The sequence below is a fragment of the Burkholderia sp. CCA53 genome (genome assembly GCF_001685525.1).
Taxonomy (GTDB): Bacteria; Pseudomonadota; Gammaproteobacteria; order Burkholderiales; family Burkholderiaceae; genus Burkholderia; species Burkholderia multivorans.
In genome coordinates this window covers 833,185-851,209 of record NZ_BDDJ01000001.1, presented here as the reverse complement: position 1 = coordinate 851,209, position 18,025 = coordinate 833,185, and the positions used below count along the sequence as shown (strand labels likewise).

Genomic DNA, 18,025 nt, shown 5'->3' with positions numbered 1-18,025 from the left:
AGTTTACTGCAGCCCCGGCACGCCGTCGGCATGCGCGGACGCGTGCGCCGCCCGCAGGAAACCGTAGCCCGCCCGCTCGGGCTGCGCGAGCGTGCTGAAGTGCTCGACCGCATGTTCGACGAAGCTGCGCGTGCGCGCCGGCACGAACTGCCGGTTCGGATAGACGAGCGAGAGCTGCGTATGCGGATCGTCGATCCGGTAGCCGGGCAGCAGCCGCACGAGCGTGCCGCTGTCGATGGCGTCGGCGACGCAGTGCTCGGGCAGCATCGCGATGCCCGAGCCCGCGACCGCCGCCGCATGGACGAGCGCGAGCTGATTGACCGTGCATGCGGGCCGCACGGTGACCGTATGCACGCGCGCGTCGGGGCCGACCAGCCGCCATGCGCCCGGATGCTGATGCGGCGCGAGCGCGACCCAGTCGTGGCGCGGCAGATCGTCGGGTGTGCGCGGCTCGCCGCGCCGTTCGAGATACGCGGGCGATGCGCATGCGACGAACGGATTCGGCGCGAGCGCCTGCGCGATCAGCGCCGGGTTGCCGTCGAAGCGGTCGCCGGTGACGATGCCGACGTCGTAGCCGGCATCGAGCACGTCGAGCGGCGCTTCGGCGATCGTCATCTGCACGCGCAACTCCGGATAGCGATGCCGGAACCGGCCGAGCAGCGGCGTCAGCGCGCCCGGCGACAGCAGCCCCGACGCGACCACGCGTAGCGTGCCGCCCGGCTCGTGCGTGGCCTGCGCGACCGACGCCTCGAGATGATCGAATTCCTCGAGCAGCGCGCGGCAGCCGTCGAGATAGCGCACGCCGGCTTCGGTCAGCGACAGGTTGCGCGTGGTGCGGTGGATCAGCCGTGTATTGAGATGGCCCTCGAGCATCGCGATCGAGCGCGTGACGAGTGCGTTGGACACGCCGAGATGATGCGCCGCACGCCGGAAGCTCTGATGCTCGGCGACGCAGACGAAGACACGCATGGTCTGAATCTGGTTCATGGCTTGCGTATTTTTGGCCCGGTTGACTGATTATGGTTGTGATTTTTCATCGTGCAGCGCGGAAAAAACATTGCGCGGCGCGTGATTCCCGCTCGTATCGGTTAAAGCGTTTTCGGAATCTGCAGACGATTGTTCAATAAGAAAAGCGTGTCCGTCAACCTGAGAAAAGGGGCGGGTTGCGGAAAATCGAAATCGCGCGTATCGGAAAACCGATCGATGTCGGTCATACGCTTGTCGCGATTGCGTGTCTTTTCGCCTGGATATCGTCGCCGCCGCGTTAATTCATTGGTAAATCAATGAATTGGGCGGTAGGCCCGGAATCCGGGCGGTAATTTCGGCAGGCGACGGCATTAGCGATCGGGATAACACAGGTTTTTCTGCGTGTGCCGAATATGCGTGCCGAATCGCGTATGCCGATTTTGCGGCGTGCGGTGCTTTTTGCCGTTTGACAGGCAGACGGCGCCGAAAGCGACGGTATCGAGCGCGTCGCGATATGGCCACGCAAAATCGCGCGCGATCGGTCTCCTTTCTCCGGGCTACGAATCGCGCCCGCAATTCGCGCGCAAGCGATGCGCGGCGCGCGCGGTGCGCTGGCCCGGCCGGCGCGCCGGGCCACCTTCGTGCTGTCCGCCCGCGCGTGCCTCTTGCGCAACGCCGCGGAACGCGGAATGATCGGTCGCTTGCCGTGTCGCGCGGCACGCGTTCCGTGCGTTTTCTTCCTTCACTTCGTTCCAGCCATGTCCATCGACCATTCGCCGATTCCCTGTCCCGTCGTCGTGCCGCTCGACGCGATCCTGCCCGAAGAACCGCTGCTGATGATGGGGGCCGGCCCGGTCCCGATCCCGGCTGCCGTCGCGAAGGCGAACACGATCGTGATCAACCACCTCGGCGCGACGATGGCGAAGATCATCGAGCAGGTGAAGGAAATGGCGCGCTACGTGTTCCAGACGCGGACGAAGTGGGTGCTCGGCGTCGCCGGTCCGGGCTCGGCCGCGATGGAGATGGCGATCTCGAACCTCGCATGGCGCGGCACGCGCGTGCTGTCGATCCGCAATGGTTTCTTCAGCGCACGGATGGCCGAGATGGCCACGCGCGTCGGCGCGGAAGTCGCGACGCTCGAAGTCGCCGATCGCGCGGTCGCGAGCCTCGACGAAGTCGCGGAGGCCATCGCGCGCGAGCGGCCCGAGATCGTCACGATCGTGCAGGGCGAGACGTCGAATACGGTATGGAATCGCGATCTGCGCGACATCGCGGCGCTCGCGAAGGCGGCCGGCGCGCTGGTCGTCGTCGACGCGGTCTGCACGCTGTCGACGATGCCGCTCGAGATGGACGCGTGGGGCATCGACGCGGTGATCACCGGCGGTCAGAAGGGGCTGTCGTCGATTCCCGGCGTGTCGCTGATCGCGTTCTCCGACGCCGCCTGGGAACGGATGAAACATCGCCCGGAGCCGAACGCGCACTGGTGCCTCGACATGGCGCTCGCCGAGAACTTCTGGCACAACGCGGGCTATCACTACACCGCGCCCGTGTCGGGCGTGCTCGCGCTGCACGAGGCGCTGCGGCTCGTGTGCGCGGAGACGCTCGAAAGCCGCTTCGCGCGCCATCTGCGCTGTTCGCTCGCGCTGCAGGCGGCCGTCGAGGCGATGGGACTGAAGCTGTATGCGCCGAAGGCGTGCCGGCTCAATTCGGTCGTCGGGATCGAGACGCCGGAAGGCCTTACGCCGGGCCTGATCTGCGGCCATATCTCGAAACAGTATCAGGTCGAGATCTCGGGCTCGTTCGGCTTGCCGATCGTGCGGATCGGCCAGATGGGCGAGCAGTGCCGCGAACACAACCTGTTCCGCACCGTGCATGCGTTCGGCCGCACGATGGTCGACCTGAAGGTGGCCGTGGATCTGCCGGCCGGGGTGGCGGCGCTCGAGCAGGAACTGTCGCGGCGCGGCGCGTAGCGCGCGCGGCGCGGCCGCTCAGCGGCCCTGGATCGCGCGCCGGTACGCGTTCGGTGCCGCGCCGTGCGCGTCGCGAAAGCGGTGGCTGAAATGCGCGGCGTTCGCATAGCCGCAGTCGGCCGCGATCTGCGCGAGCGGCAACGACGTCGTGCGCAGCAGCAGGCGCGCGCGGGCGAGCCGCTGCTCGGCGACCCATGCATGCGGCGCGCGGCCGAACGACAGCCGGAACATCCGCGAGAAGTGGTATTCGGACAGCGCGGCGACCTCCGCGAGCTCGCCGAGCGTCAGCGGCTGCGACAGATGCGCGTCGATGTAGTCGCGCACGCGGCGCCGCACGGCCGGCGCGAGGCCGCCGCGAAACGGCGTGTCGGTGCGCGTCGCGCTCTGTTCGCGCAGCAGCAGGCTCAGCACGTCGTGCGCCGTTTCGTTCACGCGCAGGCGGCCGTCCGCATCGTCCCAGCGCTCGAGCGCGACCGAGCGCAGCAGCGACGCGACGCGCGCTTCCTCGAAATAGGTCCGATCGGCGAGCTTCAGTTCGCGCGGTTCGCGATCGAGCTCGCGGATCGCGCGTTGCGTGAAGTGCTCGGGCAGGAAGTACAGGTGGACGAAGTGCATCTCGCCGCGCACCCACCAGCGCGATTCGTGGTCGCCCGGCAGCGCGCACAGCAGGCTCGGCGCGCCGTAGCGCGGCACGCGTTCGCGCTCGGTCCGGTAGCCGCCGTCGAGGTAGCACGACAGCGTGTGATGGCCGGGCTGCGCGTAGACGGTCTCGCTCTCGTCGGTGATCCGCGTCCACTCGGCGATCGCGAGGTGGTCGCCGAGCCAGGCGAAGCGCTCGAGCGTCGCGTTCGCGTCGGCGAGCGTGCGGCACACCGACTGCAGGCCGAACGGCAGATCGCCGCCGGACAGAGCGGCAGCGCGATCGACGGGCGGGGCGGACAGGGACGCGTTCATGAGGTCCGAGTATAAGCGCGCGCATGCCGGCGCGCGGGCGCCGGCGAAAAAGACCGCAATTCGGGACAATCGGCACGCGTCGTGCGACGGCATAGTCGGATTCCCGTTTCGTTCGAAGTCTCGTCGCCGTCGCCATGAACCTGTCGCTCTATATCGTTACCGTGCTGATCTGGGGAACCACCTGGATCGCGATCAAATGGCAGCTCGGCAGCGTGCCGCCGCCCGTGTCGATCGCGTGGCGCTTCTGGCTCGCGGCCGCCGTGATGTTCGCGCTGCTGCGCGCGATGCGTCGCCCCGCGCGGCCGCCGCGCGCCGCGTGGCGTTATCTCGCCGCGCAGGGCGTTGCGCTGTTCTGCCTGAATTTCCTGTGCTTCTACTACGCGGAGCGCGTCGTGCCGAGCGGGCTCGTCGCGGTGATTTTCTCGACCGCGCCGCTGCTCAATTCGATCAACGGGCGGCTGTTCATGGGGCGGCCGCTGCGCGCGTCGGCGATTGCGGGCGCGCTGCTCGGCCTGACCGGCATCGCCTGCCTGTTCTGGCAGCAGATGGCCGGCCATCTCGACGATCGCGCGACGTGGATCGGGCTCGCGATCGCGTTCGCGGGGACGATGTGCTTCTCGGCCGGCAACCTGCTGTCGAGCCGCATGCAGTCGATGGGCCTGCATCCGCTCGCGACCAACGGCTGGGCGATGCTGATCGGCGCGGCGATTCTGACCGTCGGCAGCGTGGCGGCCGGGCTGCCGTTTTCGCTCGAAATGGAGCCGCGCTATCTCGGCGCGCTGCTCTATCTGGCCGTGCCGGGCTCGGTGATCGGCTTTACCGCTTATCTGACGCTCGTCGGCCGGATCGGGCCGGAGCGCGCCGCGTACTGCACGGTGCTGTTTCCGATCGTCGCGCTGGCCGTGTCGACGGTGTTCGAAGGGTATCGATGGTCGCCGCTCGCGGTGATCGGGCTGCTGCTGGTGCTGGCCGGGAATCTGGTTGCGTTCGAACTTGTGCGGCGGTTGGCGCCGCGGACAGCGTGACCGAAGCGGCCGTCGCTATGGCATACCGACAACAAAATGCCCGCACGAAGCGGGCATTTTCCTTCCGGCGGCGCGCGGACATCCGCGTTCGGCTTGCCGTCTTGCGGCAAGCGGGCTAGGCCGCCGCGCCGCTTCCCGCGACGCGCGCCTGCCGCTGATACAGCACGACCGACAGCGCGACGCCTGCCGCCGCGGCGAGCGCCGCGAACAGGAACACCTGCGGATAGCCAAACGCGCCCGCGACGTAGCCGGCGAGCGGCCCGGTGATGCCGAGCGACAGGTCGAGGAACACCGAGTACGCGGACAGCGCCGCGCCGCGGCTGGCGGCCGGCACCAGCGCGACCGCCTCGACGCCGAGCGCCGGGAAGATCAGCGCGAAGCCGAAGCCCGTCAGCGCGGCGCCGACGAGCGCGACGTGCGGCACCGGCGCGAGCCACAGCAGCACGAGGCCCGCGCATTCGAACGCGAACGACACGATCGCGACGCGGAAGCCGCCGTGCGTCTTGATCGTGTTCGCGAACAGCAGACGCGCGCCGATGAACAGCGTGCCGAATACGGTCAGCGACAGCGCGGCGTTCGGCCAGTGGCGCGCCGCGTAGTAGAGCGTGACGAACGTCGCGATCGAGCCGAAGCCGGCCGAGCCGAGCGCGAGGCCGATGCCGTGCGGCAGCACGCGCGTGAACACGCTCGCATACGACATCCGTTCGCCGTGCACGAGCGGCACCGCATCGATCAGCCGCGCCAGCGCATAGCCGAGTGCCGCGAGCGCGATCACGAGCACGCCGATCAGCGCCGGGTTCAGCGAATGCGCGATCGCGACGCCGACTGGCGCGCCGAGCGCGAGCGCGCCGTACGTCGCGATACCGTTCCACGAGATCACCTTCGCGTTGTACGCGACGCCGACGCGGCCGATGCCCCAGAGAATCGCACCGGTGCCGCACAGGCTCTCGCCGACGCCGAGCACGAGCCGGCTCGCGACGAGCAGCACGAGGCTCGCGGCCGGCCAGCGCGCGAGCAGCAGCGCGACGAGCAGCAGCACGCCCGACGCGCCGCAGCCGAGCAGCCCGCGCAGCACGGTCTGCTTCGGGCCGAGCGTATCGGCGAGGCGCCCGGCGAGCGGGCGCGACGCGAGCGTCGCGAAATACTGGACGCTGATCGCGGCACCCGCGACGATCGCGGAAAAGCCGAGCTCGTCGTGGACGAAGCCCGGCAGCACCGCGAGCGGCAGGCCGATGGTCAGGTAGCAGATGAACGTGAAGCAGACGACGGACACGATTTGCAGCGTGACGGCGAGCCCGCTGCGCGGCGTGGAGGCAGAATCGGTTGACATGGGGTCGGAACAGATGAGCGAACGGAACGGATCGTGGCGAAAAACGGAATCGGGATTTTCCCATGGAACCGGTTTTCACGCAGGTACCGTTTAGTTAACGTCGCCCCCTTTTTCGGACGACGCCGAACCGGCGCCTTCGCGCACCGCGGCTGGCCATGCGGCGGCCATGCACCGGCCGCGGCGGGCCGCCGGCACGGGCGGCCGCGCATATCGCCGCAGTTATATGGGCCGCATGCGTATTGGGCTATGGGTTGCGGAATTTGACGGTGATAGCGTGCAAACTGTCAGAGAAACGTCGGCCGAGCGCCCCGCGCAGGCCGCCTTTGCCCCCACTTGAAGAACGACAGAGACATGAGTGAGCCGATCCGCTTCTACCATCGTCACGCCGTACGCGAAGTCAGCGGCGCGGACGTCACCCGCACCGTGCTGCAGTACCTGCGCGAGGACGCGCACTGCACCGGCACCAAGGAAGGCTGCGCGGAAGGCGACTGCGGCGCTTGCACGGTCGTCGTCGGCGAGCTGACCGACGCGGGCACGGTCGCGTTCAAGGCCGTCAACGCGTGCATCCAGTTCCTGCCGACGCTCGACGGCAAGGCGCTGCTGACCATCGAGGACCTGCGCCGCCCGGACGGCTCGCTGCATCCGGTTCAGCAGGCGATGGTCGACTGTCATGGATCGCAGTGCGGTTTCTGCACGCCGGGCTTCGTGATGTCGATGTGGGCGCTCTACGAGAAGCACGGCCATGAACGCTGCGGCGGTGCCTGCGAGAAGGCGAAGCACGTGCCGACGCGCACCGAGATCGCCGATGCGCTGACCGGCAACCTGTGCCGCTGCACCGGCTATCGTCCGATCGTCGACGCGGCGGTGAGGATGTTTGACGGGGCCGGCGAAGGTGCGGCCGGCGTAGGTGCGGCCGGCGAAGGTGCGGCCGGCGTGGGTGCGACGGGCGAAGGCGCAACCGGCGAAGGCTCCACCCCCGAACAGAACACCGCGCCCGTCGACCCGGCCGCGCTCGCGCGCACGCTCGCATCGCTGCGGCGCGACACGACCTTCGACTACACGATCGGCGGCGCGCGCTTCGCTGCCCCGCGCACGCTCGACGCGCTCGCCGCGCTCAAGGCCGAGCGTCCGGACGCGCGGATTCTCGCGGGCAGCACCGACATCGGGCTGTGGGTGACGAAACAGATGCGCCGGCTCGACGACCTGATCTACGTCGGCCAGATCGCCGAACTGCAGCGCATCGTGCACGGCGAGGACTGGATCGAGATCGGCGCGGGCGTCACGGTCGAGAACGCCTATGCGGCGCTCGCGGAGACGTATCCCGAACTGACCGAGATGTGGAAGCGCTTCGCGTCGCTGCCGATCCGCAACGCGGGCACGCTCGGCGGCAACGTCGCGAACGGCTCGCCGATCGGCGACTCGATGCCGGGCCTGATCGCACTGGGCGCGCGCGTTGTGCTGCGCGGCGGCGACACGGTGCGGGAGCTGCCGCTCGAAGCGCTCTATACGGATTACCAGCAGAAGGACATGGCGCCGCACGAATTCGTCGTCGGCGTGAAGGTGCCGACGCGCAGCGGCGCGCGCGCGAACCTGCGATTCCGCACCTACAAGCTGTCGAAGCGGTTCGATTCCGACATTTCGGCCGTCTGCGCGGCGTTCGCGTTCATCGCGGACGGCGACACGATCCGCGAGCCGCGCGTCGCGTTCGGCGGCATGGCCGCGACGCCGAAGCGTGCGGCGCACACCGAAGCGGTGCTCGACGGCGCGCAGTGGCACGAGGCCACCGCGCAGGCCGCGATGCAGGCGCTCGAACGCGATTACCAGCCGCTCACCGACATGCGCGCGACGAGCACATACCGGCTCGATACCGCGAAGAACCTGATGTACCGATTCTGGCTGGAGACGCGTCCGCACGATCCGCTGCCGCCGCAAGCCCTGAACGTGCGCGAAGTGCCCGCGGAAGCGGCGCGTGTCTGACGACGGAGAACACCGAACATGAACCAGCAAGCAGAACCGTTCCTCAGCACCCTCGATCCGCAAGCCGATGCCGCGCAGGTGCACGTGTCGCGTGCGCACGAGTCCGCGCATCTGCACGTGAGCGGGCGCGCGACCTACACCGACGACATCCCGCTCGTCGCGGGCACGCTGCACGCGGCGCTCGGGTTGTCCGCGAAGCCGCACGCGCGGATCGTGTCGATGAACTTCGACGCGGTGCGCGCGACGCCGGGCGTGGTCGCGGTGTTCACCGCCGACGACATTCCGGGCGTCAACGACTGCGGCCCGATCGTGCACGACGATCCCGTGCTTGCGCAGGGCGTCGTGCAGTACGTCGGCCAGCCGATGTTCATCGTCGTCGCGACGTCGCACGATGTCGCGCGGCTCGCCGCGCGGCGCGCGCAGGTCGAATACGAGGAGCTGCCGGCGATCCTGACCGCGCAGGAAGCGCGCAAGGCCGAGTCGTACGTGATTCCGCCGCTGAAGCTCGCGCGCGGCGACGCGGCGGCACGCATCGCCGCCGCGCCGCATCGCGAGTCGGGCGAGATGCTGCTCGGCGGCCAGGAGCAGTTTTATCTGGAAGGGCAGATCGCGTACGCGGTGCCGAAGGACGACGACGGCATGCACGTGTACTGCTCGACGCAGCACCCGAGCGAGATGCAGCATCTGGTCGCGCACGTGCTCGGCGTCGCATCGCACAACGTGCTCGTCGAGTGCCGCCGGATGGGCGGCGGGTTCGGCGGCAAGGAATCGCAGTCGGGGCTGTTCGCCTGCTGCGCGGCGCTCGCCGCCTGGAAGCTGCTGTGCCCGGTGAAGCTGCGTCCGGACCGCGACGACGACATGATGATCACCGGCAAGCGGCACGACTTCCATTACCGCTTCGACGTCGGCTATGACGACGACGGCCGCATCGACGGCGTGTCGCTCGACATGACCTCGCGCTGCGGGTTCTCGGCCGATTTGTCGGGCCCCGTGATGACGCGCGCGGTCTGCCACTTCGACAACGCATACTGGCTGTCCGACGTCGCGATCGCCGGCTACTGCGGCAAGACCAACACGCAGTCGAACACCGCGTTTCGCGGGTTCGGCGGCCCGCAGGGGGCGTTCGCGATCGAGTACATCCTCGACGACATCGCGCGCACGCTCGGCCGCGATCCGCTCGACGTCCGCTACGCGAACCTGTACGGCAAGACCGAGCGCAACGTCACGCCGTACGGTCAGACCGTCGAGGACAACGTGCTGCACGAACTGCTCGCCGAACTCGAGGCGACGAGCGACTATCGCGCGCGGCGCGACGGGGTGCGCGCGTTCAACGCCCGCAACGCGGTGCTGAAGAAGGGCATCGCGCTGACGCCGGTGAAGTTCGGGATCGCGTTCAACGTCACGCACTTCAACCAGGCCGGCGCGCTCGTGCATATCTATACGGACGGCTCGGTGCTCGTGAACCACGGCGGCACGGAGATGGGGCAGGGGCTGAACACGAAGGTCGCGCAGGTCGTCGCGCACGAGCTCGGGATCCGTTTCGGCCGCATCCGCGTAACCGCGACCGATACGAGCAAGGTCGCGAACACGTCGGCGACGGCCGCGTCGACCGGTTCGGATCTGAACGGCAAGGCCGCGCAGGACGCCGCGCGCCAGCTGCGCGAGCGGCTCGCCGTGTTCGCGGCGAAGCAGTACGGCGACGGCCGGGTCGAGGCGGCCGACGTGAAATTCGCGAACGACTGCGTGTGGATCGGCACGACGGCCGTGCCGTTCGGCGACGTGATCGCGAAGGCGTATCTCGCGCGCGTGCAGCTCTGGTCCGACGGCTTTTATGCGACGCCGAAGCTGCACTGGGACCAGTCGAAGCTGCAGGGGCGGCCGTTCTACTACTACTCGTACGGCGCGGCCGTGTCGGAAGTCGTGATCGACACGCTGACGGGCGAGATGCGCACGCTGCGCGTCGACGCGCTGCACGACGTCGGCGCATCGCTGAACCCGGCGCTCGACATCGGCCAGGTCGAAGGCGCGTTCATCCAGGGGATGGGCTGGCTGACGACCGAGGAGCTGTGGTGGAACGCGGGCGGCAAGCTGATGACGCATGCGCCCTCGACGTACAAGATTCCGACCGTCAACGACACACCGCCCGAATTCAACGTGCGGCTGTTCAAGAACCGCAACGTCGAGGACAGCATTCACCGCTCGAAGGCCGTCGGCGAGCCGCCGCTGCTGCTGCCGTTCTCGGTGTTCTTCGCCGTGCGCGACGCGATCGCGGCGGTCGGCGACTATCGCGTGAATCCGCCGCTCGACGCACCGGCGACCGGCGAGTCGATCCTGCGTGCGGTGCAGGCCGTACGCGCGGCGCGGGCAGCCTGACATGCGTGCGCCGGCCCGTTCGCCGCATTCGCCTGCACGCGCGGTCGCACCCGACGCGGCCGCGTTCGCGCGCGGCACCGGCACCCGCAACCGCGCGACAGACGCGCCGCCGCCGATGCACGTCGTGCTGTTCGGCGCGGGGCACGTCGGTCATGCGCTCGTCGCGCTGCTCGGCGCGTTGCCGTGCACGGTGCAGTGGGTCGACACGCGTGACGAACTGTTCCCCGACGAGTGTCCGCCGAACGTGCAGCCCGAGCCGACCGACACGCCGGAGGCGATCGTCGATGCCGCGCCGCCCGGCACCTACTTCCTCGTGATGACGCACAACCACGCGCTCGATTTCGCGCTCGCCGAGCAGATCATGCGGCGGCGCGATTTCGCGTACTTCGGGATGATCGGCTCGCGCACGAAGCGCGTGAAGTTCGAACGACGGCTTGCCGCGCGCGGCGTCGATCCGGCAAGGCTCGTCGAGATGGTGTGTCCGATCGGCGTGGCCGGCATCGTGGACAAGGCGCCCGGCTCGATCGCGGTCGCCGTGTGCGCGGAACTGCTGCAGGTGCGCGCCGGGATGCCGGTCGCCGGCGCGAAGGCAGCCGCCGCTGCCGCCGCGCGCGACGACGCGTGCTGCCTGCGCTGAGTCGCACACGGCGCGCGGCGCGCCGCGCGCGCGCGCCACGATGATCGGCGCCGGCGCGCACCGGACGCGCTCGGGGGCGCCGCACGACATCGCGTCGACGCACGGCGGCGCGTTTTTCCCTACACTGCACGGCATGCGCGGCGTCCGGCCGCGCCTTTTCGTGTACGCACCATGTCCGATTCCCGCCTCTATCTCGACGTGCTCGACGCGAGCATCGTCGCCATCGAGCGCTGGCTGTCCGGCGTCGATACGGCGCCGGCCGCGCTCGACGCGCTGCTCGCGCATTTCTCCGCCGACTTCACGATGATCATGACCGACGGCCGCGCAGTCGATCGCGACGGCCTGCGGGCGCTGTTCGCGACGCTCGGCGGCGCGAAGCCGGGGCTGCGCATTACGCTGTCGGATGTACGCGTGCTTGCGGCCGACGCGTCGCACGCCGTCGTTGCGTACGTCGAAGCGCAGCACGCGGCGTCCGGCGAGTTGCCGGCGCGCCGTTCGACCGCGGTGTTCGCACGCGACGCCGCGGGCGCGGTGCGCTGGACGCATCTGCAGGAAACGTTCTGCGCGGCGTGAGGCGCGTGCCGCGCGCGCGGGCTCAGCGCTTGCGCGCGCGTGCGGCGGTCAGTTCGTCGGACACGCTCTGCATCAGCGCGCACAGCCACGCGATGTCGGTCGGCCGATCCGGCTGCGGATGCGTGAGCAGATAGCTCTTGATGCGCGGAAACGGCACCGGCGGCGCGACGACGACGAGCGGCAGCAGCTGCGCATAGTGCGTGGCGAAGCGACGCGTCGTCGTGAAGATCAGATCGGTCTGCAGCAGCACCTGCGGGACGATCCCGAAGTACGGCAGCGTCGTCACGACACGCCGCGCGAGGCCCGCGCGCGCGAGGCCGATCTCGATCGCGTTGCGCTTGTCGCCGGTATACGGCGTCGGCGCGACGTGCGCGGCGGCCGCGTACGCTTCGCGCGTGAGCGGCTCGCGTGCGAGCGGATGCGCATCGCGCATCAGGCACACGATCGTGTCCGAGAACAGGTCCTGCCGCGCGAACTGCGGATCGGGCTTCGGCCAGTTGCCGATCACGAGATCGAGCGCGCCCGATTCGAGCGCGCCTGCGTGGTCGAGCGCGGGATTCAGCGAATCGATTTCCAGATGCGCGTGCGGCGCGGCATCGCGAAAGCGCTCGATCAGCGTCGGCATGAAGAAATCGTTCAGATAGTCGGGCGCGGCGATGCGGAACGTACGCCGCGCGGACGACGGATCGAAATCGCCGTGCGGCGTCGAGATGAAGTCGACCTCGCGCAGCGCGCGCGTCGCGGCGCCGAGCAGCGACGCGCCGTATTCGGTCGGCACCATGCCCGACTTGCCGCGCACGAGGATCGGGTCGTTCAGCGTTTCGCGCAGCTTGCGCAGCGCGGTGCTGATCGCGGGCTGCGTCTGGTTGAGCCGCAGCGCGGTCTGCGTGACGCTGCGCTCGAGCAGCAGCGTGCGCAGCACGCGCACGAGCCAGATATCGAGCGAGGCGGTACGGTCGTCGTCTTCCATCGATGCGGGGCAATTCGGGCGAAGCGTAACCTTACCGCAGCCGTGCGCGCGCGTGCGTGATACCCGCCATCACGCGCGGCCCTTCGGCAGCGTGCTGATCCGCTTCACTTCCTGCGATTCGAGCCAGTTCGGCGTGCGCGCGCAGTACAGCACCATCGGCAGCGCATCCTCGCCCCAGAACAGCTGGCGGTTCATCCAGAAGGTCGGCACGCCGAACACGCCGAGCGCGATCGCATCGTCGGTATTGCGGCGCAGCTGCGCGCTCGTCTCTTCGAATTCGATCAGCGCGTCGCCATGGCTCACGCCGACGCGCTCGCAGAGCGCCGCGAAGCCGGCCGGCGTCGACGGGTCGTTGCCTTCGCGCCAGATGAAGCGGAACATTTCGAGCACGGTCGCGATGTCGGCGCGCGTCGCGATCGCGAGGCGCAGCGCCTTGTCGGAATCGAACGGATGCACGGGCGGCATCTTGAAGCGGATGCCGAGCTGCTCCGCGCGAAACAGCGCGTGCCGGTACGTGAAGATGCGCTTGGCCGGCACGTCGGCGCTCGGCCGCTGCCCCCAGTGCCGCTGCAACTCGTTCAGCGACACCGCGACGGGTTCGAACGGCATCGCCGGCCATTTGTCGTGCTGTTCGAGCAGCAGATAGGAGAACGGCGACACGAAGTCGAAGAACCACGCGGGTTGGGCGGTGTCGAGGCCGGTTGTCATGACGATCTCCAGAGGGTGGGGCGTGCGGCGGGCCTCCATGTTACGGGCCGTACGCGCATGCAGCAATGATCGCGGATCGTCCGTTCATGCGGAACCGGGAGTCGCCCGAGGGACGTCGGCCACTCGCGGCGCGGCATCGGCCGCGCGAGGCGCGGCGCCGGCGGGCGCATCGGCATCGTGCGCGGCGAGCCGTTCGCGCACGAAGCCGATGTGCTCGCGCAGCACGTAGAACTGCCCGGCGTACGCGAGCGGCATCTTCATGCGGTTCACGGCTTCCTCGATGTCGTCGAGCTCGTCGAGCAGCGCGACGCGCTCCTCGGCCGTATGCTCGCCGAGCGCGCGGCGTTCGATCGCGATCAGCGCGCCGTACCAGCGGTAGATCCGCGAGCGCACGCGCCAGCCGTACAGCGACGGCACGAGCCGCAGGCCCGGAATCAGCACGACGATCAGCGGCACGACGACGACCAGCAGCCGATCGACGAGGCTCGCGACCCAGAACGGCAGCCGTCGATACAGGAACGTCTTGCCGGACTTGTAGTAGCGCGCCGCGTCGTCGGACAGCGGGAAGCCGCGCGTGACCGGCGACGGGAATTCGCCCGCGTGCTGCAGGATCGTCGCGTGGCCGTGCACTTCGCGAGCGGCCTCGATCAGCAGGTCCGACAGCGCCGGGTGCAGCGTGTCGCGCGCGACGAGTTCGATCGTCGGCGCAACCGTATGCAGATCCTCGGGCGGCAGGTTGCGGCCGAGATCGTAGACGCCCATCGGCAGCGTGATCGCGGTCAGGTACGGAAAGCGCCGCGCGTAGGCTTCCGCCTGCGTAAACGAATACATGTGCACGCCCGGCGTGCGGAACAGCTTCGCCATCACGGGGATCTGCGTCGAGTCGCCGGACAGGAACGCCGCGTCGATCTTGCCGTCGAGCAGCGCGGCCGCCGCGTCTTCGCCGCTCGTCGGCAGCAGCCGCGTCGTGCCGCCCGGCTCGATCCCGTTCATCTTCAGCAGCGCGAGGCTCAGCTCGCGCGCGCCGCTGCCTTCGGCACCGATCGCGAGCCGCTTGCCGTTGAAATCGGACAGGCGCGCGACCACCGGCCCGCGGTACATGATCGCGAGCGGCACGTAGCCGATGCTGCCGAGCGACGCGAGGTGATCGTCGCGTTCCTTCGGCCCGATTCCGCTCTGCACGAAACCGACGTCGACCGTGGCGTTCGGGTTCTGCAGCCGCGCGAGGTTCTGCGCGGATCCTTCCGACGATTCGACGTCGAGCGTGACGCCGTTCTTCGCGAGGATCGCCTTGTATTTCTGGGCGGCGTTCCAATACGTGCTGCCGGGCGGGCCGGCCGAGATCACGAGCGTCGAGGGCGGCGCGGGCTGGATCATCCGGATCGCGAGCCACACGGCGGCGGCCGCGAGCAGCACGGTCGGGCCGATCGACAGCGCGAGGTCGCGCCACGACACCGCGACGAAACGGGCGAGGATGCGCGGCGGCGGCCGCTGCGGGCGGGTTGGCTTCATGAGATCGATCGATGACGCGGGCGCTGCGCAGTGCCGCGACGGGCGACGCTGCGCGCTCTGGCGGCGATGGTAACCGGTTTGGGCGCGCCCGCGCGAGTGCCGCGTGGCGGCCGTCGGCGCGCGGCGGCGCGATGCCGAGTCAAAAGCTTTGCGCTTCCGCGGGCGCTGGATTACATTGTGCGACGCAGCCGCGCCCGACTCGCGCGACCCGGCACCCGACGAGACCGGGCGCGTCCGGCCCGGCGGCTGCCCGGTCCGGCCGGCCGCTTCGCGTGCGCCGGCTGCCGGCCCGTCTCGCCTCTCTCGCATCGCCGTGGAAATCATCGGCCGACCCGCCCGTTCGCGCGCGGGCCGGCTGCCTTTGGGGGTATCCGGCCGTACTGTGCGCGGCCGTTCCGAAGTTACAAGGAGATAGCATGAAGTCGATCGTGTTGAGAGCGTTGGGTATTGCCGCCGTGGCGGCCTGTCTGTCGGGCAGCGCGTATGCGCAGTCGAGCGAGCCGGCCGCGGCCGAAGCGCCGGCCGCCGCGACGCAGTCGAAGTCGGCCGCGAAGACGGCGAAGCACGCGAACCGCAAGCTCGGCTACGCGGTGCGCAAGGCGATCACGAAGGCAGGCGGGATCGACGTGTCGAACCTCGTCGTGCGCTCGAAGGGCGGCGCGATCACGCTGGAGGGCACGGTGCCCGACCAGGCTCAGATCGACAAGGCGGGAGAAGCGGCGAAGGGCGTGAAGGGCGTCACGTCGGTCACGAACAAGCTGACGGTCCAGCAGCAATGATGCCGGGCGACGACGCGCAAGCGTCGTCCGGGCCCGCGCACACGCGGGTCGTGCGGGCCCCGGCATGCCGGGGCCCGTTTGCGTTTCAGCGGCCGCACGCGCTGCACGACACGGCGGCGGCCCGATAAGCATATCGAGAGGGGGCGGCAATGACGATGCACGGATGGGGCAGGTGGATGCTTGTCGGCACGGCACTGGCCGGCACCGCGGCGCTGCTCGGCGCCTGCAACGGCGACGAGACGGGCGAGCGCAACCGGTTACCCGGCTTCGTGTCGGGCAACGTGCGCACGACCGCGTACGACGGCACGAGCGACGATCTGCTGACGGCCGGGCTCGGCAAGACGGGCCTCGCGAGCGCGACCGCGCCGAGCTTCGCGAATCCGTCGCGGCCGACGAGCGCCGAGCTGCGCCGTCTTGCGATCTGGTCGAACTACCGCGCGCTCGTCGACATGAGCGCGAACGGCGGCTACGGCCGCTTCTGGGGGCCGAACGTCGATGTCGACGGCAACGCCACGCTCGGCGAGGGCAAGATCGCCGGCACCGAGTATCTCGCCTATTCCGACGACGGCAGCGGCCGCAAGAACGTGACGCTCCTCGTGCAGGTGCCGGCGAGCTTCGATCCCGCACAGCCGTGCATCGTGACGGCGACGTCGTCGGGCTCGCGCGGCGTCTACGGCGCGATCTCGGCCGCCGGCGAGTGGGGGCTCAAGCGCGGCTGCGCGGTCGCGTACAACGACAAGGGCGGCGGCAACGGCGCGCACGAACTCGGCAGCGACACCGTCACGCTGATCGACGGCACGCTCGCGAACGCGGTGCTCGCCGGCAACGCGAGCCTGTTCACCGCGAACCTGACGAGCGGCGATCTCGCCGCGTTCAACAGCCGCTTTCCGAACCGCTATGCGTTCAAGCACGCGCATTCGCAGCAGAATCCCGAGCAGGACTGGGGGCGCTCAACGCTGCAGGCGGTCGAGTTCGCGTACTGGGCGCTGAACGAGCAGTTCGCGCCGCTCGTCGACGGCTCGCATCGCGGCGTGCGCTATCGCGCGGGCGACATCACGACGATCGCCGCGTCGGTCAGCAACGGCGGCGGCGCGTCGCTCGCGGCCGCCGAGCAGGACGATCGCGGCTGGATTACCGCGGTCGTAGTCGGCGAGCCGCAGATCAACGTGCGGCTGGCGCCGAATGCGGTGGTGCGGACCGGCGGCCAGCCGGTGCCGTCGTTCGGCCGGCCGCTCGCCGACTATGCGACGCTCGCGAATCTGCTGCAGCCGTGCGCGGCCGCCTCGGCGTCGCTGGCCGGCGAGCCGTACATCAGCGCGCTGCCGCTCGCGACCACGCAGTCGATCCGCACGCAGCGCTGCGCGACGCTCGCCGCCGCGGGCCTCGTGTCGGGCGCCGACACGCAGAGCCAGGCCGCCGACGCGCTTGCGCAACTGCATGCGGCCGGTTATCTCGCCGATTCCGATCTGCTGCACGCGTCGATGTGGGATTCGCAAGCGATCCCCGCGATCGCCGTCACCTATGCGAACGCGTATACGCGCTCGCGCGTGACCGACAACCTCTGCAATTTCAGCTTCGCGACGACGCAAGCGGGGACCGGCGCGGTCGCACCGCCCGCGGCATCGCCGATGCCGGCCGTGTTCGGCGCCGGCAACGGCATACCGCCGACGGCCGGCATCGATCTCGTGTTCAATACGGGCGCCGGCGTCGATCACCGGCTCGCGACGCCCGATGCGAGCTTCGCCGGCGCGCTATGCCTGCGCCAGCTGTGGACGAACGCGATGCTCGGGATGCCGGCGAACGTCGAGGCGGTCCGCGTGAACGCGAACCTGCACGGCAAGCCCGCGATCATCGTGCAGGGGCGCAGCGACGCGCTCGTGCCGGTCAATCACGCGTCGCGCGCGTACGTCGCGCAGAACAGCCTCACCGAGGGCAGCCGTAGCGGGCTCGTGTTCTACGAGGTGACGAACGGTCAGCACTTCGATGCGTTCCTGCCGGTGCCCGGCTACGACACGCGCTTCGTGCCGGTCCACTACTACGATCTGCAGGCGCTGAACCTGATGTGGCAGCACCTGAAGAAGGGTACGCCGCTGCCGCCGTCGCAGGTGATCCGCACCGTGCCGCGCGGCGGCACGCCCGGTGCGGCGCCCGCGCTGACGACGGCGAACCTGCCGCCGATCGCCAGTGCGCCGGGCGCGAACGCGATTTCGGCGGCGGCCGGCACGATCGACGTACCGCTCTGAGCGCACGC

14 protein-coding genes are annotated in these 18,025 nt (G+C 69.5%); 8 read left to right on the top strand and 6 right to left on the bottom strand.

Annotation, left to right across the window (positions count from 1 at the left end; genetic code table 11):
- Nucleotides 1–3: 3 nt before the first annotated feature.
- A complete protein-coding gene (locus BCR55_RS03945) occupies nt 4–987 on the bottom strand; it encodes a LysR family transcriptional regulator (protein ID WP_006401538.1) in 984 nt (327 codons plus the stop codon).
- A 737-nt stretch (nt 988–1,724) separates the two neighbouring features.
- On the opposite strand from BCR55_RS03945, the gene BCR55_RS03935 reads away from it, so the two are divergent.
- Nucleotides 1,725–2,936 carry an alanine--glyoxylate aminotransferase family protein gene (locus tag BCR55_RS03935; RefSeq protein ID WP_006401533.1) on the top strand — a complete coding sequence of 404 codons (1,212 nt, stop codon included), beginning with the start codon at nt 1,725–1,727 and terminating at the stop codon, nt 2,934–2,936.
- Between the two features lie 18 nt (nt 2,937–2,954).
- Here BCR55_RS03935 and BCR55_RS03930 read toward each other — a convergent pair whose 3' ends face one another.
- Nucleotides 2,955–3,890 carry an AraC family transcriptional regulator gene (locus tag BCR55_RS03930; protein ID WP_006401532.1) on the bottom strand — a complete coding sequence of 312 codons (936 nt, stop codon included), beginning with the start codon at nt 3,888–3,890 and terminating at the stop codon, nt 2,955–2,957.
- Nucleotides 3,891–4,024: 134 nt separating this feature from the next.
- Between BCR55_RS03930 and BCR55_RS03925 the strand changes: the two genes are divergently transcribed.
- A complete protein-coding gene (locus BCR55_RS03925; protein WP_006401531.1) occupies nt 4,025–4,915 on the top strand; it encodes a DMT family transporter in 891 nt (296 codons plus the stop codon).
- A gap of 115 nt (nt 4,916–5,030) precedes the next feature.
- Here the strand turns inward: BCR55_RS03925 and BCR55_RS03920 are convergent, their stop codons facing one another.
- Nucleotides 5,031–6,245, bottom strand: a complete 1,215-nt coding sequence (locus BCR55_RS03920) for an MFS transporter (protein ID WP_065494214.1) — start codon at nt 6,243–6,245, stop codon at nt 5,031–5,033.
- A gap of 351 nt (nt 6,246–6,596) precedes the next feature.
- On the opposite strand from BCR55_RS03920, the gene xdhA reads away from it, so the two are divergent.
- The 4 genes from xdhA to BCR55_RS03900 all read left to right on the top strand — a co-directional run bounded on the left by xdhA (nt 6,597) and on the right by BCR55_RS03900 (nt 11,805).
- Complete coding sequence (gene xdhA / locus BCR55_RS03915) at nt 6,597–8,222, top strand: xanthine dehydrogenase small subunit (RefSeq protein WP_065494213.1); 1,626 nt, start codon at nt 6,597–6,599, stop codon at nt 8,220–8,222.
- An 18-nt stretch (nt 8,223–8,240) separates the two neighbouring features.
- Nucleotides 8,241–10,595, top strand: coding sequence for a xanthine dehydrogenase molybdopterin binding subunit (xdhB, locus tag BCR55_RS03910; RefSeq protein WP_006401527.1), 2,355 nt, complete (start codon nt 8,241–8,243; stop codon nt 10,593–10,595).
- 1 nt (nt 10,596) lies between these two features.
- Complete coding sequence (gene xdhC, locus BCR55_RS03905; protein ID WP_065494212.1) at nt 10,597–11,232, top strand: xanthine dehydrogenase accessory protein XdhC; 636 nt, start codon at nt 10,597–10,599, stop codon at nt 11,230–11,232.
- Nucleotides 11,233–11,403: 171 nt separating this feature from the next.
- A complete protein-coding gene (locus tag BCR55_RS03900; protein WP_006401525.1) occupies nt 11,404–11,805 on the top strand; it encodes a nuclear transport factor 2 family protein in 402 nt (133 codons plus the stop codon).
- 22 nt (nt 11,806–11,827) lie between these two features.
- Here BCR55_RS03900 and BCR55_RS03895 read toward each other — a convergent pair whose 3' ends face one another.
- From BCR55_RS03895 to BCR55_RS03885, 3 genes are all read right to left on the bottom strand, one after another.
- Nucleotides 11,828–12,775, bottom strand: coding sequence for a LysR family transcriptional regulator (locus tag BCR55_RS03895; protein WP_006406373.1), 948 nt, complete (start codon nt 12,773–12,775; stop codon nt 11,828–11,830).
- Between the two features lie 69 nt (nt 12,776–12,844).
- Complete coding sequence (locus tag BCR55_RS03890; protein ID WP_006401523.1) at nt 12,845–13,483, bottom strand: 2-hydroxychromene-2-carboxylate isomerase; 639 nt, start codon at nt 13,481–13,483, stop codon at nt 12,845–12,847.
- Between the two features lie 84 nt (nt 13,484–13,567).
- Nucleotides 13,568–14,995 carry a TAXI family TRAP transporter solute-binding subunit gene (locus BCR55_RS03885; protein ID WP_065494211.1) on the bottom strand — a complete coding sequence of 476 codons (1,428 nt, stop codon included), beginning with the start codon at nt 14,993–14,995 and terminating at the stop codon, nt 13,568–13,570.
- 416 nt (nt 14,996–15,411) lie between these two features.
- On the opposite strand from BCR55_RS03885, the gene BCR55_RS03880 reads away from it, so the two are divergent.
- On the top strand, nt 15,412–15,774 hold the full coding sequence (locus tag BCR55_RS03880; protein ID WP_006401521.1) for a BON domain-containing protein: 363 nt from the start codon (nt 15,412–15,414) through the stop codon (nt 15,772–15,774).
- 149 nt (nt 15,775–15,923) lie between these two features.
- The gene (locus tag BCR55_RS03875) at nt 15,924–18,017 is read left to right on the top strand and encodes a D-(-)-3-hydroxybutyrate oligomer hydrolase (protein WP_065494210.1); all 2,094 of its coding nucleotides are present in this window, start codon (nt 15,924–15,926) and stop codon (nt 18,015–18,017) included.
- The last annotated feature ends 8 nt before the right edge of the window (nt 18,018–18,025 follow it).